This window comes from Rhodopila sp. (assembly GCF_965276935.1).
In the GTDB taxonomy this organism is placed as follows: Bacteria; Pseudomonadota; Alphaproteobacteria; order Acetobacterales; family Acetobacteraceae; genus Rhodopila.
The window spans coordinates 1,112,045-1,138,396 of sequence record NZ_CBDIBS010000003.1; the positions used below are offsets into that span (position 1 = coordinate 1,112,045).

Genomic DNA, 26,352 nt, shown 5'->3' on the forward strand with positions numbered 1-26,352 from the left:
TGCAAGTGAACTATGGCCAGTATGTGGCTGTGTGGTCTGGTTCGCAAATCGGTGGCCGGTCCGCCGCCAGCGCCGATGGATCAGCCTGTGCCGGCTCCTGTGCGGAAGCGATACGTCAGGCAGACCCATCGTTACCAAGTCGCTCCACCGCTTCCCGAACCAGTGGATCGAGCCGTGCCGTTCCGTCGGCAACCTGCGCCCGGATCGCCTGTCGCATGCGCGGGTCCCAGAACTTCAGCAGATGGTCAGTAATCGCGGCAACCGCGGTATCGGCTTTCTGCGACTGGAAGAACCGGCCGATCTGGTTTGCCATATGCGCCAGTTTCTCGTCAGGCGACATGCCGCACCGGTTGCGGGCCAATTCTGCGCGGATGAGTGAAGACCTCGAAGCCGTCCTGCCGCGCAACGCCGATCAGGGTGATGCCGGCGCGTTCAGCCGTCTGGATCGCCAACGCCGTCGGGGCGGAGACGGCGACGATGACGGACCCGCCGAGCGTCGCCGCCTTCTGCACCATTTCAACCGAGACGCGGCTGGACAGCAGCAGCAACCCATCCGACGCCGGCACCCCCGCGCAAGCCAGCGCGCCTGAAAGCTTGTCCAGCGCGTTGTGCCGGCCGACATCCTCCCGCAGCGCGACCAATCCACGTCGGGGGGTCCAGAACCCGGCCGCATGAACCGCGTGCGTCGCGGCATTCAGCGTCTGCGCCGCCGGCATGGACTGCATCGCGGTGTGGATCATCCCGGCGGTAAAGCCCTGCCCGTCCGCGACCTTGGGCACCGGGCGGAGCGCCGCCGCCAGGCTGTCCAGTCCGCATAGTCCGCAGCCGCTGGGACCCGCCAATCGCCGCTGCCGCCGGGTCAGCGCGTCCAGCCGATCGGCTGCCAGGTCCATACGCAGTTCCACGCCATCCGGCACGCTGACGATGTCCAGCGCCATGATGTCCTCGGCGTGCCGGATGATCCCTTCCGACAGGCTGAAGCCAACGGCGAAATCCGCCAGATCCGCCGGAGTCGCCAGCATCACCGCATGCGTCGAACGATTGTAGGTCAGCGCGACCGGCGTCTCGCGCGGCACAAGCCGGCTGCCGGCCTCGGCGGCGTCGCCCCGCCAGACCAGGCGCGGGACGGATAGCGCCGGGTCAGTCACCCGCCGGCACCGGGTCGATCCGCCGGCTTTCGGCGGCGTGCGCGCTGTACGCCACCTGCCACTCGGACGGCCCATTGCTCGGCGAAATCTGCACCGCCGTCACCTTGAACTCCGGACAGTTGGTCGCCCAATCGGAATAGTCGGTGGTAACGACGTTCGCCTGGGTCAGCGGATGATGGAACGTGGTATAGACCACACCCGCCGCGACCCGCTCCGTCACCCGCGCCCGCAACGTCGTCCCGCCCGCTCGGCTCTGCAGCAGCACCCAGTCGCCGTCGCGCACGCCGCGCTGTTCGGCGTCATGCGGATGGATTTCCAGCAGGTCTTCCGCATGCCAGACGCTATTCGCCGTCCGCCGCGTCTGCGCGCCGACATTGTACTGCGACAGGATGCGCCCAGTGGTCAGCAGCAGCGGAAACCGCGGCCCCACCTTCTCGTCCGTCGCGATGTATTCGGTGATGACGAAATGACCCTTGCCGCGCACGAACCCGTCCTGGTGCATGATTGGCGTACCATCGGGCGCCGCGTCGTTGCACGGCCACTGCACCGATCCCGCATCCAGCTTCTCATAGGATACGCCGGCGAAGCTGGGGGTGGTGCGAGCGATCTCCGCCATGATCTCGGATGGATGTGCGTAGTCCATGCGGTAGCCCATGGCGTTGGAGATCGCCTGCGTCACCTCCCAGTCCGCCATCCCAGCGCGCGGCGCCATCACCTTGCGGACCCGGTTGATCCGGCGTTCGGCGTTGATGAAGGTGCCGTCCTTTTCCAGGAAGGTCGCGCCGGGCAGGAAGACATGCGCGTAGTTGGCCGTTTCGTTGAGGAAAAGATCATGCACCACGACGCATTCCATTGCCGACAAGCCGGCGGTGACATGCTTGGTGTCGGGATCGGACTGCGCGATGTCCTCACCTTGGATATAGAGCCCCAGGAAGCTGCCTTCCACCGCCGCATCCAGCATGTTGGGAATGCGCAGGCCTGGTTCGGGATCGATGGGCACGCCCCACTCAGCCTGGTAGATCGCCCGCGCGGCAGCGTCGCCAACATGGCGGTAGCCTGGCAGTTCATGGGGAAAGCTGCCCATGTCGCAGCTTCCCTGCACGTTGTTTTGGCCACGCAACGGGTTCACGCCGACGCCAGGGCGGCCGATGTTGCCGGTCGCCATCGCCAGGTTGGCAATCGCCATCACCGCGGTGCTGCCCTGGCTATGCTCGGTCACGCCCAGGCCATAATAGATCGCGCCGTTGCCGCCGGTCGCGAACAATCTGGCCGCATCCCGCACCAGGTTTGCCGGCACCTGCGTGACGGCTTCGGTGGCCTCTGGCCCCTGCCGCGGATCGGCGACGAATTCCACCCAGTCGGCAAACGCCTCGGCATCGCAACGCGCCGTGACGAACGCCTCGGCGACCAGCCCGTCCGTCACGATGACATGCGCCAGCGCCGTCAGCAGGGCGACATTGGTGCCCGGCCGCAGCTTCAGGTGAAATGCGGCCTCGACATGCGGCGTGCGCACCAAGTCAATCCGCCGTGGATCGATGACGATCAGTTTCGCTCCCTGCCGCAGCCGCCGCTTCATGCGTGAGGCGAACACCGGATGCCCATCAGTGGGGTTGGCGCCGATCACCAGGATGACATCCGACGCTTCAACACTGTCAAAGTCCTGTGTACCGGCCGAGGTGCCAAACGTCGTCTTCAGGCCATAGCCCGTCGGCGAATGACACACTCGCGCACAGGTATCCGTGTTGTTGTTGCCGAACGCGGTACGCGCCAGTTTCTGCACCAGATAGGCCTCCTCATCCGTGCAGCGTGATGAGGTGATGACACCAATCGAGTCTCTGCCATGCGCCGCCTGGATGCGCCGGAACTCCGACGCCACGCGCGCGATCGCCTGATCCCAGCTCACCTCCCGCCAAGGATCGGTGATCTTCTCCCGCATCATCGGCCGCAGGATACGGTCCGGATGGTTGGCGTAGCCCCAGGCGAAGCGGCCCTTGACGCAGGAATGGCCGTGGTTCGCACTGCCATCCTTCCAGGGCACCATGCGCACCACCTGGTCGCCGCGCATCTCCACCTTGAAGTTGCAGCCGACGCCGCAATAGGCGCAGGTGGTCACCACCGAATGTTCCGGCTGGCCCATCTCGATGACGGATTTTTCCATCAGCGTCGCGGTCGGGCAGGCCTGCACGCAGGCGCCGCAGGAGACGCATTCGCTGGTCAGGAAGGGTTCGTCCATCCCGGCCACGACCTTGGAGTCGAAGCCTCGGCCCTGGATGGTCAGCGCGAAGGTGCCCTGCACCTCCTCGCACGCCCGGACGCAGCGGGAGCAGACGATGCATTTGGACGGGTCGAACTGGAAATACGGGTTCGATGCATCCACCGCGGCGGTCAGGTGGTTGGCGCCCTTGGTGCCGTAGCGGACTGCTCGCAGTCCGACCTCACCAGCGGCGTCCTGCAACTCGCAATTGCCGTTGGCCGAGCAGGTCAGGCAATCCAGCGGGTGGTCGGAGATATAGAGTTCCATCACGCCGAGGCGCAGCTTTCGCAGATTACCCGAAACGGTATGCACCTTCATGCCGGGCGCGACCGGGGTGGTGCACGATGCGGGCGTGCCGGCGCGTCCATCGATCTCGATCAGGCATAGGCGGCAACTGCCGAAGCTGTCCAGCGTGTCGGTGGCGCACAGCCGCGGCACCTTGATCCCTGCCGCCATCGCGGCCCGCATGACCGAGGTGCCTTCCGGCACCGTCACCACATGGCTGTCGATTGTCAGCGTCACCATCGCCTCGGCGGCGACGGCACGCGTGCCATGATCGCTTTCTAGCAGCAATGGCATCCTTCTGTCCTCCTACCTCGCCGGCCGGTGATGATCCGCGGAAAAATCTTCCGGAAAGTGGTTCAGCGCGCTGAGAATGGGATAGGGAATGAACCCGCCCAGCGCGCAGAGCGAGCCGAACTTCATCGTGTGGCAAAGGTCGCGCAGCAAATTCAGGTTGGCATCCACCGCGTTCACGCGGCCTTCGTTGGCATCGCCTGCTTGGTCGGCTCCCACCTGGCCGGCGATAATCTTGTCGACTGTCTCCATACCACGAATGGAGCCGATGCGGCAGGGCGTGCACTTGCCGCAGGATTCGGTGGCGCAGAATTCCATGGCGAAGCGTGCCTGACGCGCCAGGTCGACCGTGTCATCGAACACCACGACGCCACCGTGGCCGATCAGGCCGTCGCGGGCGGCGAACGCCTCGTAATCGAACGGCGTGTCGAACAGGGCGGGCGGAAAATACGCTCCCAGCGGTCCGCCGACCTGCACCGCGCGGACCGGACGGCCGGACCGAGTGCCGCCGCCGATGTCGAAAACCAGTTCACCGAGGGTGATGCCGAAGCCGGCTTCAAACAGCCCGCCATGGCGAATGTTGCCGGCAAGCTGGATCGGCATCGTGCCGCGCGAGCGTCCCATGCCGATCGTCCCATAGGCCTCGGCGCCGTCGCGCAGGACCGCTGGTACGGTCGCCAGGGTGACTAGATTGTTGATCACCGTCGGGCAGCCGAACAAGCCCTTGTGCGCCGGCAGCGGCGGCTTGGCACGAACCTGGCCGCGCCGGCCCTCCAGGCTTTCGAGCAGCGAGGTCTCCTCGCCGCAGACATAGGCGCCCGCACCGACCCGCTGCTCGATGTCGAATTCGCCACCCAGAATGCCGGCCGCGCGCGCGATCGCCAGTGCCTGATCGAAGGTGGCGATGCCGTGCGGGTACTCCGACCGGGTGTAGACGAAGCCCTTGGACGCACCGACCGCCAGGCCGGCGATCGCCATGCCCTCGATGACGCTGAACGGGTCGCCTTCCAGCAGCATCCGGTCGGCGTAGGTGCCGGAATCGCCCTCATCGGCGTTGCAGACGATGTATTTGCGTTCGCCCCTGGCCTCCGCCGCCGTTTTCCACTTGATGCCGGTCGGGAAGCCGGCGCCGCCGCGGCCACGCAGCCCGGATTGCACGACCGCGGCAATGGTCGCGGCCGGTCCCAGGGTGCGCGCCCTGTCCAGCCCCGTCATGCCGCCGTGGGCGCGATAATCCTCCAGCGACAGCGGATCGACCACGCCGCACCGGGCAAAGGTCAGCCTTGTCTGCCGCGCGAGAAATGCAATCCGTTCGGTCGGTCCCAGCCGCATCGGCTGCGCCGCACCGGCCAGCAGACCGCTGGCCAGAAGGCCGGGGATGGCGCCGGCGTCAACCGGACCGTAGGCGATGCGGCCCTCCGGCGTCTCGATCTCGATCATTGGTTCCAGCCAGAACAGTCCACGCGACCCGGTTCGCACCACCGTGGCATGGTCCGCCAGCGCCGCCGCGACCTGATCCGCGCCAAGCGCCAGCGCCACCGCGTCGCGCGGGACGAATACACGCGTCATGTCAGGCTGGCGAGCATGCGCTCGATCCGGGCGGCATCCAGGCGGACCAGCGGCGCCCCGTCCAGCAACGCGGCTGGGCCGGCGGCACAGAATCCGAGGCAGAAGACCGGCTCCAGCGTCACCGCTCCATCGGCCGAGGTTCCGTGCCAGCCTACCCCCAGGGTCCGGCGGGCGCGATCCGCCACCGCCTCTCCACCCACCGCCTGACAGGCCTCCGCCCGGCAGACCCGCAGGACATGGCGGCCAGGCGGCGTTCGGCGGAAGTCATGATAAAACGACACGATCCCATGCACTTCCGCTCGGCTGATGTTCAGCGCCTCGGCGACCAGCGGTTCGGCTTCCAGCGGAATACAGCCGAACACCGCTTGCAGCGCATGGAGAATTGGCAGCGCGGCGCCATCCAGGGCAGTGTGCATCGTGATAATGCCGTGCGCCCGATCCTGATTCCATGGCTCGCTAGCGGCCAACTGATCCTCCCGGCATGACATTCTTCTTGGCCTGGTTATGTGCTTAGAGGCGACAGCACCGGCGATTGCAAGACATCGGCGATTGCAAGACGCCGGCGATTGCAAGACGAAGACCGGTTTCGGCGGGCGACCGGGTCTATCGCGCCGGCTGCCCTTCCAGTCGGGTCATCAGCAGCCAGGCACGACGCAGCCGCAGGATCCCACCGCGGGTCTCGCCCTGATCGCACATGCGCTGACCCTCCGCCGAAAGACGTGTCACGTCGGACGGCGGCGGCGACGGCGAGACACGCACGAGGTTGCTCACACGATCCAGCAGCCGCACACAATACTCGGGCGTATCGCTCGTGACCTCCAGCGCGTTTGACTGGGCACCCGCCTGCATGCTTGAGGCGACGGCCATCAAGCCAAGGCTGAATGCAACACCGGCGCAACCGAGGATACGAACAAGGATCGACATGATTTGGTCAATCGCATGTCCGGCCTCTCAGCGGGCTGTTTCACAAGTGACAAAGCGGTCAGATATCAGGTTGATCGGATATTGTGGCGATCAGGTATCACGGTCATCGGGGTTGTCGGCCCGCGCATCCGCCGCACCATCCTCCGGCATCGGCAACGACAGGATGGCGCGCAGCCCCGGGTCACTGTCTTCCAGCCGAAGGCTTCCGCCATGCAGTTGCGCCACCGCCTGCACCAGCGAAAGCCCAAGTCCGGAGCCCGGCGTGCTGCGGGCGCTCTCGCCGCGGTAGAAGCGGTCCGTCGCTTTGGCGCGATCGGCCATTGGAATTCCGGGTCCCTGGTCGCTGACCGTGACGGCCACCGTGCCGCCGACCAAGGCGCCGACACGCACCACGCCATCCGACGGGGAGAACTTCACCGCGTTGTCCACCAGGTTGGCGATCGCCTGCTGGATCAGCGCCCGGTCACCATAGGCTGCCACATGCGGTGGCGTGTCGACCTGAAGCGAAATGCCGCGCTCCTCGGCGACCGCGCCATACAGATCGACAACCTCGGCCAGCAACGGGACGATGTCCAGACGGGCAAAGGCGGAGCGGCGCGATCCGGCTTCAATTTGAGCGATGCGCAGCAGCGCCTGGAACACCGCGACGATCCCATCGAGGTCCGCGGTGGCACGTTCGATCGCGGCGCGCAGATCGTCGGGCGAAGAGGCGTGCAAGGTGGCATCTTCCAGCCGGGTGCGGGCCCGGGTAATCGGGGTGCGCAGGTCGTGGGCGATCGCGTTGGACACCTGGCGCACGCCATCCATCAGCCGCCCGATGCGGTCGAGCATGTCGTTGATGACCTCGGCAAGCTGATCGAATTCATCACCGCGGCCGGTCAGCTTGACCCGCTGGGCAAAGTCGCCGGCGGCGATCGCCGTGGCGGTGGCCGAGATATTCGCCAGCGTGCGGCGAAACAGGCTGCGGATCACCAGGGCACCGATGGTCGCCATCAGCACGACCACAAGCACCGCCCACAGCAGCGCATCCGTCAGCAGAGTGCGAAGTTGGGCGCGCACCTTCACGTCACGGCCGATCAGCAAATGATAGTCGCCGGGCAGGTCGTAGCGCTGCACATACGCCAGTGAACTCATGCCGGCCCGCTGCAACTGCAATTCATAAGCCGTCCCAACCTGGGCCACGGTCGCTGGCCAGCTCGCCAGGTTGCCGGCGATCCGGTGCATTGCCGGGTCGGCCAGCAGATAGATCGCATCGTCGTCCACGTTCTGCGCCAGCCGGTCGTCAATCGTGCTGGCCAGGGCCTGCAAGCCACCGTCCGACCAGCGGGCGGCAAGGTCCTGCGCATCGGCGTAGATCGCCGCATCGGTTTGGCGGTCCAGTAGGCCGGCGGTTGCCCACCACAGGAAGCTCGCCAGCGCGACGGCGCTGATCGCCAGCAGCAAGGCGTAGATCACCCCGAAGCGAAAGCCGGCGGACCGGAACAGGCCGCGGTCTAGCATATTGAAACCGTAAGGTTCGTGGACAGTTGACTGCCGCGAGACAGGGACGGTCGCCCAATCCCGTCATGCCGTCGAGAACGCGGTGCATCAACGTAAACGATACGTCTATGACCAGGCAAACCCATAGGCGCGCAGGACTACGCCTGTTCCGCCCGCAGCATATAGCCCGCGTTGCGCACCGTGTGGATCAGTGGCGAGGGAAACGGCTTGTCAACCTTCTGCCGCAGCCGAGAAACATGAACGTCGATAACATTTGTCTGCGGGTCGAAGTGGTAGTCCCATACGCCCTCCAGCAGCATGGTCCGGGTCACCACCTGGCCGGCGTGGCGCATCAGGTATTCCAGCAGGCGGAACTCGCGCGGTTGCAGGTCGATTTTCTGGCCGGCGCGCTTTACCTGGCGGGACAGCAGGTCAAGCTCCAGGTCCTCGACCTCCAGCTTTGTGACCGGACCCTCGCCCTTGCCGCGGCGATTGAGCGCTTCGACACGCGCCAGCAGCTCGGCGAAGGCGAAGGGCTTCGTCAGATAGTCGTCGCTGCCGGCTTTCAGTCCCTTCACCCGATCGTCCACCTCGGCCATGGCGGACAGGATCAACACCGGCACGGTGTTCTTCTGGCCGCGCAGCGTCTCAAGGATTTTCAGGCCATCAATTCCGCCGGGCAGCATGCGATCCAGGATCACCGCGTCGAAGCTCTCACTGGCCGCCATGAACAGGCCGTCACGGCCGTTATCGGCGTGCTCCACCACGTGGCCGGCCTCGCGCAGACCCCGCACGACGAAGCCAGCCACGTCCTTGTCGTCCTCGACCACCAGGATGCGCATAGGTTGAACTCCTTTGTTTGGCGTAGTCGATCACTAGGCAATGTGTACTCAACCTGGTTGTGACCGCATACTAACCTGACTGCTCGTTCGGCCGCCGGCCGACATTGACTGGAAACTCCATATCTCGCCCTTGGCGCCGGATGGTCACCCGCACGCTATTGCCTGGCGGCACCACGGCAACGGCCCGGATCAGCCCGCGTGAGCTGTCGATCCGGTCGCCGTTGATCGCCACCACCTGGTCCCCGGCCCGAATGCCGGCGTGGGCGGCGGGTCCATTGCGATCCAGCGCGGCGATCACCACGGCATCATCCTGTTCCTCCACGGAAACGCCAAGCCAGCCGCGCTCGATGGAGCCGTGGGCGAGAAGCTGGGAGACGATGCGGGTGACGGTGTCGCTGGGGATGGCAAAGCCGATGCCGACCGAGGCGCCGGTGGGCGAGACGATGACCGAGCTGACGCCGATCACCTGACCGTCCATGTTGAACACTGGGCCGCCGGAGTTACCTGGGTTGATCGGCGCGTCGAGCTGCAGGAAATTGTCGAACGGACCGGAGCCGAGATCGCGTCCCTCGGCGGAGATGATGCCGATACTGACCGATCCGCCCAGGCCGAACGGGTTGCCGGCGGCAAGTATCCAGTCGCCCACATCGGCCTTGCGGGAGTCGCCCCAGGTGACGGCGGGCAGCGATTCGTTGCTCTGCACCTTGATGACGGCGATGTCGGTCAGTTCGTCGTGCCCCAGCACCTTGGCTGGAAGCTGACGGCCATCGGTCAGGGACACGACGATCTTGTCGGCATGTCCGACGACGTGATTGTTGGTGACGATGATGCCGGAGGCGTCGATGATGAAGCCGGAACCGGCGCCGGCCACCTGCTCGCGGCGGTTGCTGAAACGCCGGCGGAACTCCCGCCCCAGGGGGGTGTCGCGCAGTTCACGCGGCAGTTCGTTCGCCACGTCGCCGCCGGTGACGGTTTCGGTCACGGCGATGTTGACCACGGCGGGCAGCACTTTCTTCACCAGCGGCGCCAGGCTGTCGGGCGTGGCGCGGGCGCTGGCATCATGGGGTGCACAGGCGGTTGCCAGCAGCGCGACGGCCAGCGCCAGGCCACGGCAGTGTTGTCGCCTGGACAGGCGGGCCGCGGCGGCAAGGTCTGGCCGGATCATGGCGGGTTCGGCTGGCATGGTTGGGTTGGATCTCCGGTCCGGCAATGCACGCCCAGTTGCAAATGGCATGGTATGTCGGATGTAACAAGAATCGGCGCGATCAGATTTCGGTTGGCTGCGGCAATAGTCAGACGAAAAAGCGTGTAGCCTGGCGCCGGATGTGCTTCAGGACAGCGACGTGGCTGCCCGATCGACGGCCTGAGAAGTCATCGCGGCCTGGTAATTCCGGCTCCGCCGGCATGTTACGCCCGGTAACCGGCGACAATCATTGCGCACCCCCGCGCGGCAGGCTGCGTTTGCCGCAATGCACTGTTGGGCGATATGTGCTTGCATCAATGTTCCGGCCCAGACCGGATTGCGCGATCGGGAGACGCCGCCATGACCAGTCCGTATGACGACCTGCCCAAGAATCAGGCCAACCATGCGCCGCTGACGCCGCTGACCTTCATCGAGCGAGCAGCCTACGTCTATCCCGACAAGCTGTCCGTGGTGCACGGCGCCGAACGCTATACCTGGAAGCAGACGTATGAGCGCTGCCGGCGGCTCGCCTCGGCGCTGTCACGACGGGGCATCGGCCGGAACGACACTGTCGCGATTATGGCCCCGAACACACCGCCGATGGTGGAGGCGGCGTTCGGCGTTCCGATGTGCGGCGGCGTGCTGAACACGTTGAACACGCGCCTAGACGCCGAAACCATCGCCTTCATGCTGCGCCACGGCGAGGCGAAGGTGTTGATCACCGATCGCGAGTTCTCATCGGTCATCGAGGCCGCCCTGGCACTGCTGGAGACGAAACCTCTGGTCATCGATATCGCCGATCCGGCCCATCCGGACGGCAAGTTGCTGGGTGAAACGACCTATGAGGCCTTCCTGGCGGACGGCGATCCAGCCTATGCGTGGCGGAACCCCACCGATGAGTGGGACGCGATCGCGCTGAACTACACCTCCGGCACCACCGGCGACCCGAAGGGCGTGGTGTATCACCATCGCGGCGCGCATCTGAACGCGGTCAGCAACATCCTGAACTGGGGCATGCCGCATCACGCCGTGTATCTCTGGACGCTGCCGATGTTCCATTGCAACGGCTGGTGCTTTCCCTGGACGATGGCGGAGCGCGCCGGGGTCAATGTCTGCCTGCGCCGGATCGAGGCGAACGCGGTGTTGGCGGCAATCCGCGACCATGGCGTGACGCATATGTGCGGCGCCCCGATCGTCTACTCGATGCTGATCAACGCCCCGGCGGATCTGCGCGCCGGCATCACACATCGCATTGCCGGGCAGGTGGCCGGCGCGGCGCCGCCGGCGGCGATCATCGAGGGCGCCGAGGCGATCGGCATCGAACTGACCCATGTCTATGGGCTGACCGAGGTCTATGGCCCGGTCAGCGTCTGCTCCAAGCATGAAGCCTGGAGCGAAATGCCGATCGACCGGCGCGCGGAGCGGAATGGGCGCCAGGGGGTAAGGACGCCGTTGCAGGAAGCGATGAGCGTGCTCGATCCGGCGACGATGCAGCCGGTGCCGTGGGATGGCGAAACAATGGGCGAGATCATGACCCGCGGCAACATCACGATGAAAGGCTATCTGAAGAACCCAGGTGCCACCGCGAAAGCGTTCGAGGGCGGCTGGTTCCATACCGGTGATCTGGCGGTGATGCAGCCGGATGGTTACGCCAAGATCCGCGACCGCTCGAAGGACATCATCATTTCGGGCGGCGAAAACATCTCGTCCATCGAAGTGGAAGAAACATTGTATCGCCATCCGGCCGTGCTGAGTGCAGCGGTGGTGGCGCAGCCTGACGAGAAGTGGGGCGAGGCGCCCTGCGCTTTCATCGAACTGAAGATCGACGCCCAGGTGACGGCGGATGAGCTGCGGGATTTTTGCCGCCGGCACATGGCCCGGTTCAAGGTGCCGAAGGCGTTCGTGTTCCAGGCAATCCCGAAGACTTCGACAGGAAAAATTCAAAAGTTCACGCTGCGCGAGATCGCCCGGTCGGCTTCGGCGATCAAGTAATTACCAGGGGAAATTCACACCATGGGTCAGCAGATCGAGGCACTCGCGTCCTTCGTCGCGACAACAAGCTGGGTCGACATTCCGGCATCGGTGCAAGAGCATGCGACGCTGGTGTTCCTCGATACCCTGGGCGTGATCCTCGCTGGTTCGGAACGGCCGGAGGTGCGGGGCCTGCGCGACCGCGTGGGTGCCACCGCGGGCACCGGTGCCACGGTGTTCGCCAGCGGCTGGCCCACCGGTGACGCGCGCACCGCCGCGCTGCTGAACGGCATCGCCGGGCGGTCGATCGAGTTGTGCGAGGGTCACCGGCTGGTTTCCGGCCAGGCGGCAATCCAGGTGCTGCCCGCTGTCCTCGCGGTTGGCGAGGTCATGCGCAGTTCCGGTCAGGACATGATGGCGGCGCTTGTGCTGGGTTACGACGTGGCGTCCCGATTGAGCGCCGCGTTCACGCCGCGGCCGCTGGCGCATCAGAATGGACAGGCCTCGATGCTGGGCGCGGTTGCGGCGGGTGCGAAGCTGCGTGGCCTGGATGCGGCCGGGATCAGCCGAGCGATGCGGATTGCCACGACGCTGGTGTTGACGCCAAGCTATACAAACGTGGTGGCAGGCGCAACGGCGCTGAATGTCGCCGGCGGCATGAGCGGGTTTGTCGGCGCTCTGGCACCGGACCTGGTACTGGCCGGTTTCGAGGCGCAGCCGGATGCGATCGAGGAAACCCTTGGCCAACTGGTCGGCGATGGCTTCGAGCCGTCCGGACTGCTGGAGGGGCTCGGCACACGCTGGGAAATCACCCGGAACTACTTTCGGTTGTACGCCTGTTGCAATCCGATCCATCCTTCGCTGGATGCGCTTCGGATGGCGCTGGATGAACTTGATCCGAAGCCGGAGGAGATCACGCGGATTGACGTTGCGACATATCGTTTCGCCTCCGTCATGCGCAATCCGGACCCGCTGAATTACTTCGCGTCGAAGTATTCGCTGCCGCATGCGGCGGCGGCCATGGTGGTGCGCGGCGGTGCCGGGTTCGCCGAACTGGACGATGCGGCGTTGAACGATCCGGTGATCGCGGCGCTGCGGCACCGCGTGCACGTGACCGAAGATCCGGCGATGTCCGCCGTGGCGCCGCGACTTCGGCCGGCCCGCGTGACCGTGACGCTGACGGGCGGGCGCAAGGCCGAGCGGGCGGTTGAGAGCCACAGGGGGGATTTTTCGCAGCCGTTCGAGACGGCGGAGATCCGTGGCAAGTTCCACGAACTCGCGGGGGTCGTGCTGACGCCGGCTGGGGTGACGGCGGTGGAAGCGGCGGTTGATCGCTGCTCGGCGTGGGACAATATTGATGAGATGATGGCGCTGATGCGTCGGCACGATCACCGATAGGTCGACATGCCACAAACGCGGCCAAGCGGCACAGAAGGCTATGCGAACGAGGCGGAAGCCTTGGTCCGGCAATATGAGAGCGTGCGGTTTGCTGACGTGCACAAGCAAATCATGCACTTGATCCCGAAGTCGCCCTCTCACATCCTCGACATCGGCGCTGGAACTGGGCGTGACGCGGCTGGCTTCGCGGCTATGGGACATCTGGTGACTGCCGTTGAGCCAACGGCCGAGCTGCGCAGGCGTGCAACCGTGCTGCACGCCTGTCCTCGAGTTGAGTGGCTGGATGACTGCCTGCCGGAGCTTGCCGCCTTATCCGGGCGCGACGCGGCATTTGACGTCGTGATGCTGACTGCCGTGTGGATGCACCTGGACGAGCAGCAGAGACGTTGTGCCATGCCCCGTGTCGCAGCGCTGATCCGGCCGAAAGGCGTGATGATGCTTTCCCTTCGCCATGGTCCGGTGCCGGTAGGTCGGCGCATGTTCAATGTGACGCCGGCCGAGACAGCTCGTCTTGCGCGAGCGGAAGGTTTGACCTGCGTTCAATACGTCGCGGACGAAGACAGTCTGCTCAAACGACCGGGTGTGACCTGGGATCGGCTCGCGTTCATCAAGGCCGCGAATTCCGGAACTGGCGATCCCGGAGCCGGCGGTCTTGGATGAAGCGGCGGCTTGAAAGATATGCGTCATGGCGGTTTCACGCTTAACCGAGCCCAGGGCCGTGCAAACAGCTATTCTCGTGCCGCCGCCCGCTGCGAAAGGTCAAGTGGTCTGCCGCCACAACCTCAGCCCACTCCCTTCAACCCGAACAGCTTCGCCGCGTTGCCGCCCAGGATGGCGTGCTTCTGCGCGTCGCTCAGGCTGTCGGTGGCCATGATGGCGTCCACCGGGTGCAATTCCCATGGATAGGGACAGTCGCTGCCCAGCATGATCTGGCTGGCGCCGACCTGGGCTACCAGATGACGCAGCGCCTCCGGCGTGAACACCAGCGCATCGAAGTGAAGCTGGTTGAGGTATTCGGTCGGCTGCTTCTTCAGCTTGATGTTCGGATCACAGGCCGACGGCGCCACGAAGCAGGCATGGTCGTCACGTGGCGCATACGACGCCAGATAGCCGCCGCCATGCGCGGCCAGCACCTTCAGGTTCGGAAACTTGTCCAGCGTGCCCTGGAAGATCAGGTGGTTCAGCGCGATCGTCGTCGCCAGCGGATTGCCGATGGTGTTCAGCAGCCAGCCATTGCCGGCCCAGCGCTTGTTCAACTCCGGCACGCCTTCCGGATGAATGAACAGCACCGCGCCGAGTTCCTCCGCCTTCGCCCAGACCGGATCGAACTTCGGGTCGGAGAACTCGGACCCGGCGACCTGATCGCCGATCGCCGCTCCCCCCAAGCCCTGCTTCTTCATCGCGGTTTCAAGTTCCGTCACCGCCAGCGCCGGGTCCTGCAGGGTCAGCGACGCGAAGGCGCCGAACCGGTCCGGTTTGGATGCCACCAGCGCCGCCAGCTTGTCGTTGTTGATCGAGACGATCTTCGCCGCCAGGTCGCGTTCCTTGCCATACCAGAAAGGATTGACCGACAGGATCTCCATGTCGACCGCCATCGCATCCATCGCGCGGGCGCGGTCCTCGACCGTCATGAAGGCCTGTTGCGCGCCATTGATCGGCGGCGTCAGCTTGGCTGCCTCATCCCCCATCAGCGCATTGGCTTCATGGAACAGGCAGTGCGAGTGGACATCGATCGTCTTGACGTGCTTGCCGGCCACGGTGACGGGCAGGCGATGGGGCGCGGCGGCGGCGGCATGCGCCGCCCGCGGCAGGCCACAGCCGCAGAACAGGATGCCAGCCAGGCCAGCAGAGCCTGTCAGGAAGTCTCGGCGGTTGGTCATGTTTCCTCCGGTCTTTGCGAAAATGTTCATTGGCGGCGAATCCGCCGCAGCGGAATGCTCCCACGCTTTTGTAACCGGTGCCACCATGGGCCTTGTCGGTCGCGCAAAAATGGCTGAACGTCTGCAACCAAACGCGCCCGCGGCCGGTTATTCCAGTTATTAAGGGGAATCATGCGATGCGCGCGCTACGCTGGCACGGGAAACACGACATCCGCTGTGACACCGTCCCCGATCCCGTCATCGAGCACGGCCGGGACGCCATCATCAAGGTATCCTCCTGCGCCATCTGCGGCTCCGACCTTCACCTGTACGACAATTTCATTCCAGGCACGAAGTCCGGCGACATCATGGGCCATGAGTTCATGGGCGAGGTCATGGAAGTCGGCAACGCCAACACCCGCCTGAAGGTCGGCGACCGCGTCGTCGTCCCGTTCACCATTATCTGCGGTGAATGCGACCAGTGCCGGCGCGGCAATTTTTCCGTCTGCGAGCGGTCCAACCGTAACAAGGCACTCGCCGACAAGGCGTTCGGCCACAGCCCCGCCGGGCTGTTCGGCTACACCCATCTGACCGGTGGCTACCCAGGCGGCCAAGCCGAGTATGTCCGGGTGCCCTTCGCCGATGCCGGCTGCATCAAGGTCCCCGCCAGCCTGACCGACGAGCAGGTGCTGTTCCTGAGCGACATCTTCCCGACCGGGTGGCAGGCCGCGGTGCAGTGCGACATCGAGCCCGCCGACACCGTCGCCATCTGGGGCGCCGGCCCGGTCGGCCAGTTCGCCATCCGCAGCGCCGTCCTGCTGGGCGCCCGCCAAGTGATCGCGATCGACCATGTCCCGGAGCGTCTGGCGATGGCGCGGGCCGGCGGTGCAATCACCATCGATTTTGATGAGGAAAGCGTCATTGAGCGGCTGAACGCGCTGACCGACGGCAAGGGTCCGGAGAAGTGCATCGACGCCGTCGGCCTGGAGGCGCACGCATCGCGCTCGATCGATTCGCTGTATGATCGGGCGAAGCAGGCGGTGATGCTGGAAACCGACCGTCCGCATGTGCTGCGGGAGATGATCTACGTCTGTCGTCCCGCCGGCACCCTGTCGGTCCCCGGCGTCTATGGCGGCCTGCTCGACAAGGTCCCGTTCGGCGCGCTGATGAACAAGGGGCTGACGCTGCGCACCGGCCAGACGCATGTGAACCGCTGGACCGACGATCTGCTAAAGCGTATCGAGGAAGGCGAGATCGATCCGTCATTCGTCATTACCCATAACGTCAGCTTGGAACAGGGGCCGTTGATGTACGAGACGTTTCGGCAAAAACAGGATGGCTGCATCAAGGTCGTGATGAAGCCATAAGGAGTAGGCATGATGGACAAGCAGGCGATGGTCACCGCGCGGCCCGCCAATCCGGCCGGATCGATGTATCCCACCGTCCGGCGCCTCGGCTGGCTCAGCGTCGCCCTTGGCGCCGCCGCGTTGCTGGCCCCGCGTCTGCTCGGCCACTCGGTGGGTCTAGGCGACAGGCCCCGCACGATGACCGCTTTCGGACTACGGGAAGTTGGCGTTGGCATCGGCATCCTGGCGTCGGATGATCCCACTCCGTGGGTCTGGGCGCGGGCGGGCGGCGATGCGATGGATATCGCCGCCTTGTCCGCCGCGACGACCAACGGCAGCACCGGCCAGGCCCGCGCGCTGCTGGGCTTTGCCGTGGTCGACGGCGTCACCGTGGAGGACGTGCTGTGCGCCCATTGGCTGAGCACGTTCCAGGCGCGACGCGCGGTGCCGGTGCCCGACTACAGCAGCCGGAGCGGTTTTCCCCGTCCCATCGCCGACATGCGCGGCCGGGCGAAAAGCCCCGCCGCCTGATGCCGTCGCGGCTCGACAAGCTGAAGACCGACGTGACGGCACTAACCGGTCGTGAACCTTCGTTGGCGCCGATCAGCCGCGGCGAAACCGCATCGAACCGTGGCCGGTCGGCCGAACATCCTGGGCAGATCCCGGCGCCTGGCTGGAAGGATGTGCTGCTGCGCTCCTGGAAGGAGATTTCCGACAACAACATCTTCCTGGTGTCCGGCGGCGTGACCTACGCAATTCTGCTGGCATTGTTTCCCGGCCTTGCTGCGATGGTGTCGATTTATGGATTGGCCCTCGATCCGACCCAGGTCGAGCGGCAGGTGGCTAGCCTATCCGGCCTCCTGCCCGAACAGACACAGCAGATGATCGCGGATCAACTGCACCGGCTTGTCGCCGCATCCTCCGGCACATTGGGAATCAGTGCCGCCATCAGCCTGCTGGTGGCCTTGTGGAGTGCCTCCCGCGGCATGAGCGGCCTGATTACCGCGCTCAACATCGCTTATGACCAGAAGGAGACGCGCAGTTTCTTCCGGTTCAATCTGCTGGCGGTTGGTTTGACCTTGATGATGCTGGTTGGAGGCCTGGTGGTCATCGCTCTGGTCGCCGTGCTGCCGGTCGTCATCCAGTTCGTCGGCCTGGGCAGCGTGGCGAAATGGTTGCTGCTGGTGCTGGAATGGCCGCTGCTGTTCGCTGTGGTCATAACCGGTCTGGCGCTGCTGTATCGGTTCGCACCAAACCGCGACATGGCGAAGTGGCGCTGGGTGTCGCCCGGCGCGATCGCCGCCACAGTGTTGTGGATCATCGGGTCGCTGCTGTTCACCCTTTATGTCAGCCACTTCGCCAGCTACGACAAGACCTATGGCTCGTTGGGCGGCGTCGTGGTGATGCTGACCTGGCTTTACCTGTCCGCCTTCGTGGCGCTGTTCGGCGCCGTCGTCAACGCCCAGTCGGAACGGCAGACCCAGGCCGATTCAACGGCTGGCCAACCGAAACCGATGGGCAGCCGCCAGGCGAGGGCAGCGGACACGCTGGGTGAAGCGCATAATTGATGAATGAGCGCGGACCGGAGGATCGAACGCGCCTCGCTGGTCGGCGCCGGATGTTCCTGGGCCCGCAAAACTTCCTGTAAAGCGTTGCCATGCGGCGGGCTGACTTTCTTGCAGCCACGCGGATAGGATCCACGACTGTCTGGATGTTGCAGCCTAACATCAATAGTCTCGCAATTTCAGGTTGTCGCAAGCGATGCACTGCCTTTGAACAAAGGGAGTTGACGAACCGCCTCGGAATTCGAACATGTGAGGGTGCCGATCTCGGCCAGACGCCTTTCCGCGGGAACCATCGTGATGCGCGCAAACCCAGGCTGCCTGACGCTGGTTCATCCGGATCGGCCCGCCGATGATGCCCTCTGGGTCCGCCTGCGCGCCGAGGCCGAGGAAGCCTACGAGCGCTCACCCAAGCTGGCGCCGTTGTTCCTGGACTCGATCCTCAACCAGCCCAGCTTCGAGGTCGCGGTCTTCCATCGTGTCGCCGCTCGGCTGAAGAACGACGTCATCTCCCTGCCGCTGATCGTGCAGGGTTTCAGCCGAGCCTTCGCCGCCGATCCGACGATCGGGGATGCGCTGCGGGCTGATTTGGTCGCCGTCCTCGACCGCGACCCCGCTTGCGAGCGGCTGATCGAGCCGTTCCTGTATTTCAAGGGGTTCCACGCCATCCAGGCACATCGGCTGAACCACTGGCTGTGGCACAATGGCGACCGCGATTTCGCGCTGTATCTGCAAAGCCGTTCATCGGAGGTCTTCCAGACCGATATCAACCCGGCGGCGAAATTCGGCCAGGGCATCTTCCTGGACCATGCCACCGGCTTGGTCATCGGTGAAACCGCGGTGGTGGAGGACGATGTGTCCCTGCTTCAGCACGTCACCCTGGGCGGCACCGGCAAGGAGTCCGGCGACCGTCACCCGAAGATCCGCCGGGGTGTGCTGATCGGCGCCGCCGCCACGGTGCTAGGCAATATCGAGGTTGGCGAGCACGCCCGCATCGCCGCCGGTTCGGTGGTGCTGAAATCGGTGCCCGCCCATGCCACTGTAGCCGGCGTTCCCGCCCGTGTCGTGCGGGTTGCCACGGCAGACCAGCCGGCGCTTGCGATGGACCAGACCCTCAGCGACCTCGCCTACGAATCCTTTAACTACACGATCTGACCGCATGGACCACGAGAGGTTCCCGCACAGCTCCCATTGGGGCGCCTTTTCCGTTGTCCGGCGGGCGGATGGGTTTGCCTCAGGTGGGATCGAGCCGGATGGGATCGAGATCTTGCCGCATCCGCGCGATCCCGATCCGGCGGCACTGCTGGGCAACATTCCGGCCTCGCTCACCCACCGCGCCCGCATTGCCACGCCGATGGCCCGCCGCGGCTGGCTGGAACGCGGCCCTGGGCCGGATCGCGGGCGCGGGCGGGACGCCTTTGTCGCGCTGTCCTGGCCGAAGGCGCTTGATCTGGCGGCGGGGGAGCTTCGCCGCGTCTATGCCGAACATGGCGGTCGAGCAATCTTTGGCGGGTCCTACGGCTGGTCAAGCGCCGGGCGCTTTCATCACGCACAAAGCCAGGTGCACCGGTTCCTGAACGGGCTGGGCGGCTACGTGAAATCTGTCCATAGCTACAGCGCCGCCGCCGCGGCGGTGATCCTGCCGCACGTGATCGGATCGCAGGAATCCGCCGGGCGGGAGAACGTGAGCTGGCACGAGTTGGCGACCGAGACCGAGGTCATCCTGGCCTTCGGCGGTCTGCCGCTGAAGAACACCAGCGTCAGCAGCGGCGGCACCAGCCAGCATATTGCGCGCGACCATCTGCTGGCCGCCCACCGGCGGGGCGCCCGATTCCACCTGATCAGCCCGCTGCGTGACGACCTGCCGCCGGCGATCGAAGCCATCTGGCACCCGATCTGCCCTGGTACTGATGTGGCGCTGATGCTGAGCATCGCCCATACCCTGATGACGGAAGGCCTGGTCGATTACGACTTCCTCGACCGCTTCTGCGTCGGCTGGCCGGAGTTCCGTCGCTACCTGAGCGATCCACCAAAGGACGCTGCCTGGGCGGCGGGCATCTGCGGCCTGCCAGCCGGGACGATCCGCGATATCGCACGCCAAGCCGCTGGCAGGCGCACGCTGGTGACGTGCCAGCAGTCGCTGCAACGTGCCGAACATGGCGAACAGCCGCTATGGATGGGTGTGGTGCTGGCGGCGATGCTGGGACAGATCGGCCTGCCGGGCGGCGGGTTCGTCTATGCGATGGGCTCGATCGCCAATGTGGGAAAGCCGGCGCTGGCGGTGCCGCTGCCGACCCTGCCGCAGGGCAGGAACCCGGTGCCGGACCTGATCCCGGTCGCCCGCATCGCCGACATGCTGCTGCACCCCGGTCAGGAGTACGACTTCAACGGACGCCGGCTGACCTATCCGGATATCAGGCTGGTCTACTGGGCCGGCGGCAATCCGTTCCACCACCACCAGGATCTGAACCGGCTGCGGCAGGCGTTTTCTCGCCCGGACACCATCATCGTGCATGACTCCGCCTGGACCGCCAGCACCCGCCACGCCGACCTGGTGTTTCCGGCCACCATCACCCTGGAACGTGCCGACATCGGCGCCGCCGGCAACGATCCGCTGATGGTGGCGATGCACCCCGTGGCCCAGCCCTATGGCGAGGCCCGCGACGACTACACGATCTTTTCCGGCCTCGCCACCCGGCTTGGCCGGGAGGCGGAATTCACCGAGGGCCGATCGGCTGACGCCTGGCTGCGGCATCTGTACGAGCCGACCCGTGCCGCCCTGGCCAAACAGGGGCGCAATCCGCCGGACTTCGACGGCTTCTGGGCAGCGGGCGAGCTGACCCTGCCCACGCGGCCCTGGGATGGCGGCGTGGTTCGTGCATTCCGCGCCAATCCGCGGGGGAACAGGCTGACAACGCCGACCGGCAAGGTTGAGATCGTCTCCGCCACCATCGCCGGCTTCGGCTACCAGGACTGTCCTGGTCACCCCACCTGGATGCCGCCGGTCGAAGGCGCCGGCAGCCCGATCATGGCGCGTTACCCGCTGCACCTGGTCGCCAACCAGCCGGCGACGCGGCTGCACAGCCAGTTGGATTTCGGCGCGACCAGCCTTGGGTCCAAGATCAGGGGACGCGAGCCGGTGCGGATCAATCCGGCCGATGCGGCGGCGCGCGACATCAAGGACGGCGACATCGTCCGCCTGTTTAACCATCGCGGCGCCTGCCTGGCCGGGGCGGTTCTGAGTGACGCGGTGCGCCAGGGCGTGGTGCAGCTCGCCACCGGCGCCTGGTATGATCCGCTCGATCCTGCCGCTGACAACCCGCTGTGCGTGCACGGCAACCCGAACGTGCTGACCCGGGACGTCGGCACGTCGAAGCTGGCGCAGGCCTGCACCGGGCAATTGACCGTGGTGCAGATCGAACGCTTCGACAGCGAACCGCCGCCGATCCGGGCGTTCGATCCGCCGACCTGAACTGACAGGTTCCGCCGCTGATCGTATGGACGGCTGCGTTCACACGGATGCGATGGATCGGTCCTGCTTCCAAGCGACCACTCCGATGGTTCAGGACAATACAACTGGCCGACCGATCGGCCAGCCGACAAGGAGAAGACTCATGTCCATACAACTCGGACAGATCGCCCCGGACTTCGAGCAGGACAGCACCGCCGGCAGGATCGCCTTCCACCAATGGCTGGGTGATAGCTGGGGCGTGCTGTTCAGCCACCCGAAGGATTTCACCCCGGTCTGCACCACCGAGCTGGCGGAAGTCGCGCGCCTGAAACCGGAGTGGGACAAGCGGCACGTCAAGCCGATCGGCCTGTCCGTGGATTCTGGCGAGAACCACAAGGGCTGGGAGCGCGATATCGAGGAAACCCAGGGCCAGACCCTGAACTTTCCAGTGCTCGCGGACGCGGATCGTAAGGTATCGGATCTCTATGACATGGTGCACCCGGACGCTGATCCGTCCGTCACCGTGCGGAGCGTCTTCGTTATCGACCCCAACAAGAAGGTGCGGCTGATCCTGACTTATCCGCCCAGCACCGGCCGCAACTTTAACGAGATCCTGCGGGTGATCGACAGCCTGCAACTGACTGACGCCCACAAGGTCGCGACCCCGGTCAACTGGACCAACGGCGATCCCGTCATCATCGTGCCTTCGGTTTCAGATGCCGAGGCGAAACAGCGCTTTCCGAATGGCTGGAAGACCTTGAGGCCGTATCTCCGGATCGTCGAGCAGCCCAAACTGCCGCACGAAGTCGGCTGAGCGTCAATGCGGAGATAACGGCCGCGGGTCAGGCACGGGCCGCTAAGCCGTGGCGAGCGCGGCCAGCCATCCAGGCGGCCTGCGCATCGGCGTGCCAGACGAGACCGGCTGGCAGCATCGCCAGCAGCACGAAGGTTGTTCGTCGTGACAGATCCATGGAACCCCTTTTCGTCGGACCGATCGGACGCGCATAGTACCTCAGCGCCGAATTCGAGGGATGCCACGATGCTCGTCATGACGACCGGCCAAGCCGCCTGCGATGCGGACAGCCTCTCGACACCAAAGCTGACGTTTGAACGGGTCCGGCGAAGCCGGTACCTGGCGGGACGCCTTGCCGCGAACCGGCGACGATTGCCGGTGAAACCGGAAGGGCGGCTGGCATGACGATAAGGCGGCGGCGTTTCCTCGCAACCTCCGTTGCCGGCGCACTTGCCGCGCCGGCGATCGGCCGTTCGGCGAATGCTTCGGTACTGAAGTTCATTCCGCAATCGGACCTCAGTATCCTGGACCCGATCTGGACCGGCGCCTACGTGACCCGCAACCACGGCATGCTCATCTTCGACACCCTTTACGGCATGGACTCGTCCTATCGGATATCGCCGCAGATGCTGGCCGGCCATACGGTGGAGGATGATGGGCGCACCTGGACCCTGACACTTCGCAACGGGCTGCTCTGGCACGACGGCGAGACGGTGCTGGCGCGGGATTGCGTCGCCAGTATTCGCCGCTGGGGCGCGCGTGACAGCTTCGGCCAGACGCTGATGGCGGTGACTGACGAGCTGTCGGCGGTGGACGACCACCGACTGCGATTCCGCCTGAAGCGACCCTTCCCGCTGTTGCCGGCAGCACTCGGCAAGGCCGGCTCTAATGTCTGCATGATGATGCCGGAACGGCTGGCCTCGACCGATCCGTTCAAGCAGATCACCGACATGGTCGGCAGCGGGCCGTTTCGCTTCAAGCCAGACGAGCACATCGCCGGCTCGCGCGTCGTCTATGAACGCAACCAGGCCTACGTTCCGCGCCCGGATGGCCAGGCCAGCTTCACCGCTGGTCCGAAGATCGTGCATGTCGACCGCGTCGAGTGGACCGTGATTCCCGATGCCGGCACCGCCGCCGCCGCGATGCAGGCGGGCGAGATGGACTGGTGGGAAGTGCCGACCGCCGATCTGCTGCCTCTGCTGCGGCGCGGCCGGGACATCACCGTCGCTGCGACCGACCCGCTGGGGTACATCGGCTGCCTGCGGATGAACCACCTGCAGCCGCCGTTCGACAATCCGGCGCTGCGGCGAGCCATCCTGGGTGCCGTCAGCCAGGAGGATTATATGGCGGCGGCGGCGGGTGACGATCCAGCGAACTGGCGCGTGAACGTCGGGGTGTTCTGCCCAGGAACGCCAATGGCGACCGCGGCGGGCATGGATGTGCTAACCAGCCCACGCGACATCGACAAGGTCAGGCGTCTGGTCGAGGCTTCAGGCTACAAGGGCGAAAGCACCGTGGTGCTGGTCCCGTCCGATCTGCCCACCCTCAAGGCGCTTGGCGATATCGGCGTCGACATGCTCAAGCGCATCGGCTTGAACGTCGATGCCCGCTACGCCGACTGGGGCAGCGTGCTGCAGCTTCTAAACAAGACTGAACCGGTGGCGCAAGGCGGCTGGAGCCTTTTCCATACCTACTGGTCCGGTCTGGATCAGGTCGATCCGGCTGTGCATGTGTATATCCGGGGCAACGGCAGAGCGGCGTCGCGAGGCTGGCCGACCAGCGAGACGTTGGAGACGCTGCGGAACAACTGGCTTTTCGCGACCGAACCGGCCGAGCGGAAGCGGATTGCCGCATTGATCCAGCAGCAGGTCTTCATCGATGTACCCTATATTCCACTCGGCCAGGCCCTGTCATCCACGGCCTATCGCCGCAATGTCACCGATGTGCTGACCGGTTACGCGTTGTTCTGGAACTTGCGCAAAGCGTGAACAAAGCCATTTGGTCACCCGCCTCGCTGCACCGTCCGGTAGACATCCAGCGTGGCTTCCTGCATCGCGCGAACGGTGGGAACCGAGGCCCGCGCCCGTTGCCCGAGCGCCGCGCGCGCCACGGGATCGAGATCAAGCGCCTGTGCGATCGCAAGCGCCAAGGCGCCGGGATCACCGGGCGGCACGCGCCAGCCGGTTTCGCCATGCCGCACCGTCTCCACCGGGCCGCCAAGATCGGCGGCGACGATGGGACGGCCCATTGCCTGCGCCTCGATCACCACGCGTCCAAAGGCTTCCGGCTTGACCGAGGCATGCACCACCACGTCCGATAGCAGCAGCGCCGCCGCCATGTCCTCGCAGTGGCCGGTCAGACGCAAACGTTCGGCTATGCCAAGACGCGTCGCGTGCTGCGCCAGTTCCCGTGCGTACCGATGGCGACCCTGATGCGAACCGACCAGCACGCAGAGCACGTCCGGCCGGTCGAGCCTGGCAATGGCCTCAAGCAGAATGGCATGACCCTTCCAGGACGTCAGCCGCCCTGGCAGCACCACGGTCCGCATGCCGTCGGGCAACCGCCAGTCGCGGGCCAGGTTCGCGATCCGGTCGCCCGAGACGGTGTCCGGGTTGAACAGCACCGTATCAACGCCGCGGGGGATGACCCGAATGCGTGTCGGGTGCAGGCCGTGCTGCCGCGTGATCAGATCGGCAATGAAATGGCTTGCCGCGATGACAATCCGGCCGCGCGCCATCACCGCGTTGTAGTGGCGCTTGAACGGCAGGTTCTCTGTATAGGTCCCATGATAGGTGGTCACGAACGGTACGCCGGTGCGCTGGCAGGCGAGCCAGGCGGACCAGGCGGGGGCGCGCGACCGGGCGTGGACGACGGAGACGTTGTGGGCGCGGATCAGCGCTTCCAGGCGAGCAGCATTGCGCCAGATACCGAACGGGGTTTTGGTGGCGAGCGGGAGCGTGAGGTGGGTGGCCCCGGCACGCTCGATCAGGCCGACCATCCGGCCGCCGGCGCTGGCCACGATCGCGGTGTTGCCGGCCTTGGCGAGGGCCTGGGCAATCTCCACCGTGCCACGCTCAACCCCACCGGTGACCAGGGAGGGAAGCACCTGCAGCACGACGGACGACTCGAGGGAGGCGGACATCCTGTTACAGTATCATGCCTGCCGGTCCCATGAAGCATGAGGCTTTCGTATCGGCGTCGTTATCAGCATGTCCCGCGTCAGAGGTCCCGTCCGGCTGTTCCACGCCGAGGGCAGCGAGATTATCGCCTATGGGTGGCCTCTAGGGCATGTGCGCAGCCGGCCCGAGGCATTCTGCACATGGCTAAGTCGGCGGTAGCAGCCGGGAGTCGTCGCGTTGCGCCGTCCGTTGCTCCAATGCACCCTAGCGACGTGAGATCTCCGCGATCGGACCTGCCGCAGCGGTCGCAGCCACAGCCGCCGCAGCACCTTGCGCCTTTGCCACCACGATCTCTTCCCGCGCTTCGAGCCGGTAACTCGCTTTTCGAGGTCATCGATCGCATCGACTTGTTTGGCAATAAGCTTCTGCAGCTTATCGTCCATCGTCAGAAGCCGATCAATCGTCCGCGCAGTGTCAAGCCACGCCTTTGGACTGAGCGTCACCTGCCCTACAGACCGTACCGCTTCATCAACTGGTCGGTGAACGCCTCCTGAGCATCCAAACGGCTGTTAATACTTGCCATGAGCGTTTCCGCTTCCTCTAGAATCGCTTGGTCTGTCTCGGAGGGTGCGGACGAAATATGGTCTTTTAAAACTTGATCAGCTGCAGTCTGCGGTCTTTCAACATCACCTGCAGAAAGCTGAGCAGCAATATTCTTAACGAGGTCTAGAGCCACTGTGTCATCCCCTAGACGTCGGTAGTTAATTAGCGACCCTAATACTATACCAAGAGTGCTTGTATGCACCGGGGTAGCCTGGGATATCGAGATGTCGAGAGCTTCGGGTAGCGAACTTCCTCGCACTACAGCAAAACCCCCG

23 protein-coding genes are annotated in these 26,352 nt (G+C 65.2%); 10 read left to right on the forward strand and 13 right to left on the reverse strand.

From position 1 onward, the window contains the following. Positions 1-115: 115 nt before the first annotated feature. The 9 genes from ACQY4S_RS12955 to ACQY4S_RS12995 all read right to left on the reverse strand — a co-directional run bounded on the left by ACQY4S_RS12955 (position 116) and on the right by ACQY4S_RS12995 (position 9,975). Complete coding sequence (locus ACQY4S_RS12955; protein ID WP_428485614.1) at positions 116-340, reverse strand: formate dehydrogenase subunit delta; 225 nt, start codon at positions 338-340, stop codon at positions 116-118. After that, a complete protein-coding gene (gene fdhD, locus ACQY4S_RS12960; protein ID WP_428485615.1) occupies positions 330-1,148 on the reverse strand; it encodes a formate dehydrogenase accessory sulfurtransferase FdhD in 819 nt (272 codons plus the stop codon). Before fdhD ends, ACQY4S_RS12955 begins: the two co-directional genes overlap by 11 nt. Beyond that, positions 1,141-3,981 (reverse strand): formate dehydrogenase subunit alpha, encoded by a 2,841-nt coding sequence (fdhF, locus tag ACQY4S_RS12965; RefSeq protein WP_428485616.1) that lies wholly within the window; start codon positions 3,979-3,981, stop codon positions 1,141-1,143. The genes fdhD and fdhF overlap by 8 nt, the downstream gene beginning before the upstream one ends. A gap of 12 nt (positions 3,982-3,993) precedes the next feature. Continuing rightward, positions 3,994-5,547: a formate dehydrogenase beta subunit gene (locus ACQY4S_RS12970; RefSeq protein WP_428485617.1), complete on the reverse strand. Its 1,554-nt coding sequence runs from the start codon at positions 5,545-5,547 to the stop codon at positions 3,994-3,996. Continuing rightward, entirely contained in the window at positions 5,544-6,014 is a 471-nt protein-coding gene (locus ACQY4S_RS12975) for a formate dehydrogenase subunit gamma (RefSeq protein WP_428485618.1), read from the reverse strand. Before ACQY4S_RS12975 ends, ACQY4S_RS12970 begins: the two co-directional genes overlap by 4 nt. A gap of 136 nt (positions 6,015-6,150) precedes the next feature. Beyond that, entirely contained in the window at positions 6,151-6,471 is a 321-nt protein-coding gene (locus ACQY4S_RS12980; RefSeq protein ID WP_428485619.1) for a hypothetical protein, read from the reverse strand. A gap of 90 nt (positions 6,472-6,561) precedes the next feature. Then, a complete protein-coding gene (locus tag ACQY4S_RS12985; protein ID WP_428485620.1) occupies positions 6,562-7,971 on the reverse strand; it encodes an ATP-binding protein in 1,410 nt (469 codons plus the stop codon). A gap of 137 nt (positions 7,972-8,108) precedes the next feature. After that, positions 8,109-8,792 carry a response regulator transcription factor gene (locus tag ACQY4S_RS12990; protein WP_428485621.1) on the reverse strand — a complete coding sequence of 228 codons (684 nt, stop codon included), beginning with the start codon at positions 8,790-8,792 and terminating at the stop codon, positions 8,109-8,111. A 70-nt stretch (positions 8,793-8,862) separates the two neighbouring features. After that, positions 8,863-9,975: a trypsin-like peptidase domain-containing protein gene (locus ACQY4S_RS12995; RefSeq protein WP_428485622.1), complete on the reverse strand. Its 1,113-nt coding sequence runs from the start codon at positions 9,973-9,975 to the stop codon at positions 8,863-8,865. Positions 9,976-10,335: 360 nt separating this feature from the next. On the opposite strand from ACQY4S_RS12995, the gene ACQY4S_RS13000 reads away from it, so the two are divergent. The 3 genes from ACQY4S_RS13000 to ACQY4S_RS13010 are packed head-to-tail and all read left to right on the forward strand — an operon-like array spanning position 10,336 to position 14,004. Further along, complete coding sequence (locus ACQY4S_RS13000) at positions 10,336-11,967, forward strand: acyl-CoA synthetase (protein ID WP_428485623.1); 1,632 nt, start codon at positions 10,336-10,338, stop codon at positions 11,965-11,967. Between the two features lie 21 nt (positions 11,968-11,988). Further along, positions 11,989-13,344, forward strand: coding sequence for an MmgE/PrpD family protein (locus ACQY4S_RS13005; protein ID WP_428485624.1), 1,356 nt, complete (start codon positions 11,989-11,991; stop codon positions 13,342-13,344). A gap of 60 nt (positions 13,345-13,404) precedes the next feature. Continuing rightward, the gene (locus ACQY4S_RS13010; protein WP_428485625.1) at positions 13,405-14,004 is read left to right on the forward strand and encodes a class I SAM-dependent methyltransferase; all 600 of its coding nucleotides are present in this window, start codon (positions 13,405-13,407) and stop codon (positions 14,002-14,004) included. Between the two features lie 122 nt (positions 14,005-14,126). Here the strand turns inward: ACQY4S_RS13010 and ACQY4S_RS13015 are convergent, their stop codons facing one another. Next, positions 14,127-15,254 (reverse strand): amidohydrolase family protein, encoded by a 1,128-nt coding sequence (locus ACQY4S_RS13015; protein WP_428485626.1) that lies wholly within the window; start codon positions 15,252-15,254, stop codon positions 14,127-14,129. A 146-nt stretch (positions 15,255-15,400) separates the two neighbouring features. On the opposite strand from ACQY4S_RS13015, the gene ACQY4S_RS13020 reads away from it, so the two are divergent. The 6 genes from ACQY4S_RS13020 to ACQY4S_RS13045 all read left to right on the forward strand — a co-directional run bounded on the left by ACQY4S_RS13020 (position 15,401) and on the right by ACQY4S_RS13045 (position 22,376). Continuing rightward, positions 15,401-16,570 (forward strand): zinc-dependent alcohol dehydrogenase, encoded by a 1,170-nt coding sequence (locus ACQY4S_RS13020; protein ID WP_428485627.1) that lies wholly within the window; start codon positions 15,401-15,403, stop codon positions 16,568-16,570. A 9-nt stretch (positions 16,571-16,579) separates the two neighbouring features. Next, a complete protein-coding gene (locus tag ACQY4S_RS13025; protein ID WP_428485628.1) occupies positions 16,580-17,080 on the forward strand; it encodes a hypothetical protein in 501 nt (166 codons plus the stop codon). Next, positions 17,080-18,117: a YihY/virulence factor BrkB family protein gene (locus ACQY4S_RS13030; protein ID WP_428485629.1), complete on the forward strand. Its 1,038-nt coding sequence runs from the start codon at positions 17,080-17,082 to the stop codon at positions 18,115-18,117. The genes ACQY4S_RS13025 and ACQY4S_RS13030 overlap by 1 nt, the downstream gene beginning before the upstream one ends. 294 nt (positions 18,118-18,411) lie before the next feature. Then, positions 18,412-19,266, forward strand: coding sequence for a serine O-acetyltransferase (cysE, locus tag ACQY4S_RS13035; RefSeq protein WP_428485630.1), 855 nt, complete (start codon positions 18,412-18,414; stop codon positions 19,264-19,266). A gap of 4 nt (positions 19,267-19,270) precedes the next feature. Next, entirely contained in the window at positions 19,271-21,583 is a 2,313-nt protein-coding gene (locus ACQY4S_RS13040; protein ID WP_428485631.1) for a molybdopterin-dependent oxidoreductase, read from the forward strand. Between the two features lie 142 nt (positions 21,584-21,725). Next, entirely contained in the window at positions 21,726-22,376 is a 651-nt protein-coding gene (locus ACQY4S_RS13045; protein ID WP_428485632.1) for a peroxiredoxin, read from the forward strand. A gap of 28 nt (positions 22,377-22,404) precedes the next feature. Here ACQY4S_RS13045 and ACQY4S_RS13050 read toward each other — a convergent pair whose 3' ends face one another. Beyond that, positions 22,405-22,533, reverse strand: a complete 129-nt coding sequence (locus ACQY4S_RS13050) for a hypothetical protein (RefSeq protein ID WP_428485633.1) — start codon at positions 22,531-22,533, stop codon at positions 22,405-22,407. A 223-nt stretch (positions 22,534-22,756) separates the two neighbouring features. Here ACQY4S_RS13050 and ACQY4S_RS13055 point away from each other — a divergent pair, with 223 nt between their 5' ends. Then, a complete protein-coding gene (locus tag ACQY4S_RS13055; RefSeq protein ID WP_428485634.1) occupies positions 22,757-24,343 on the forward strand; it encodes an ABC transporter substrate-binding protein in 1,587 nt (528 codons plus the stop codon). Between the two features lie 14 nt (positions 24,344-24,357). Here ACQY4S_RS13055 and ACQY4S_RS13060 read toward each other — a convergent pair whose 3' ends face one another. Further along, on the reverse strand, positions 24,358-25,497 hold the full coding sequence (locus tag ACQY4S_RS13060) for a glycosyltransferase family 4 protein (RefSeq protein ID WP_428485635.1): 1,140 nt from the start codon (positions 25,495-25,497) through the stop codon (positions 24,358-24,360). A gap of 485 nt (positions 25,498-25,982) precedes the next feature. Continuing rightward, positions 25,983-26,210, reverse strand: coding sequence for a hypothetical protein (locus ACQY4S_RS13065; protein WP_428485636.1), 228 nt, complete (start codon positions 26,208-26,210; stop codon positions 25,983-25,985). Positions 26,211-26,352 lie beyond the last annotated feature (142 nt).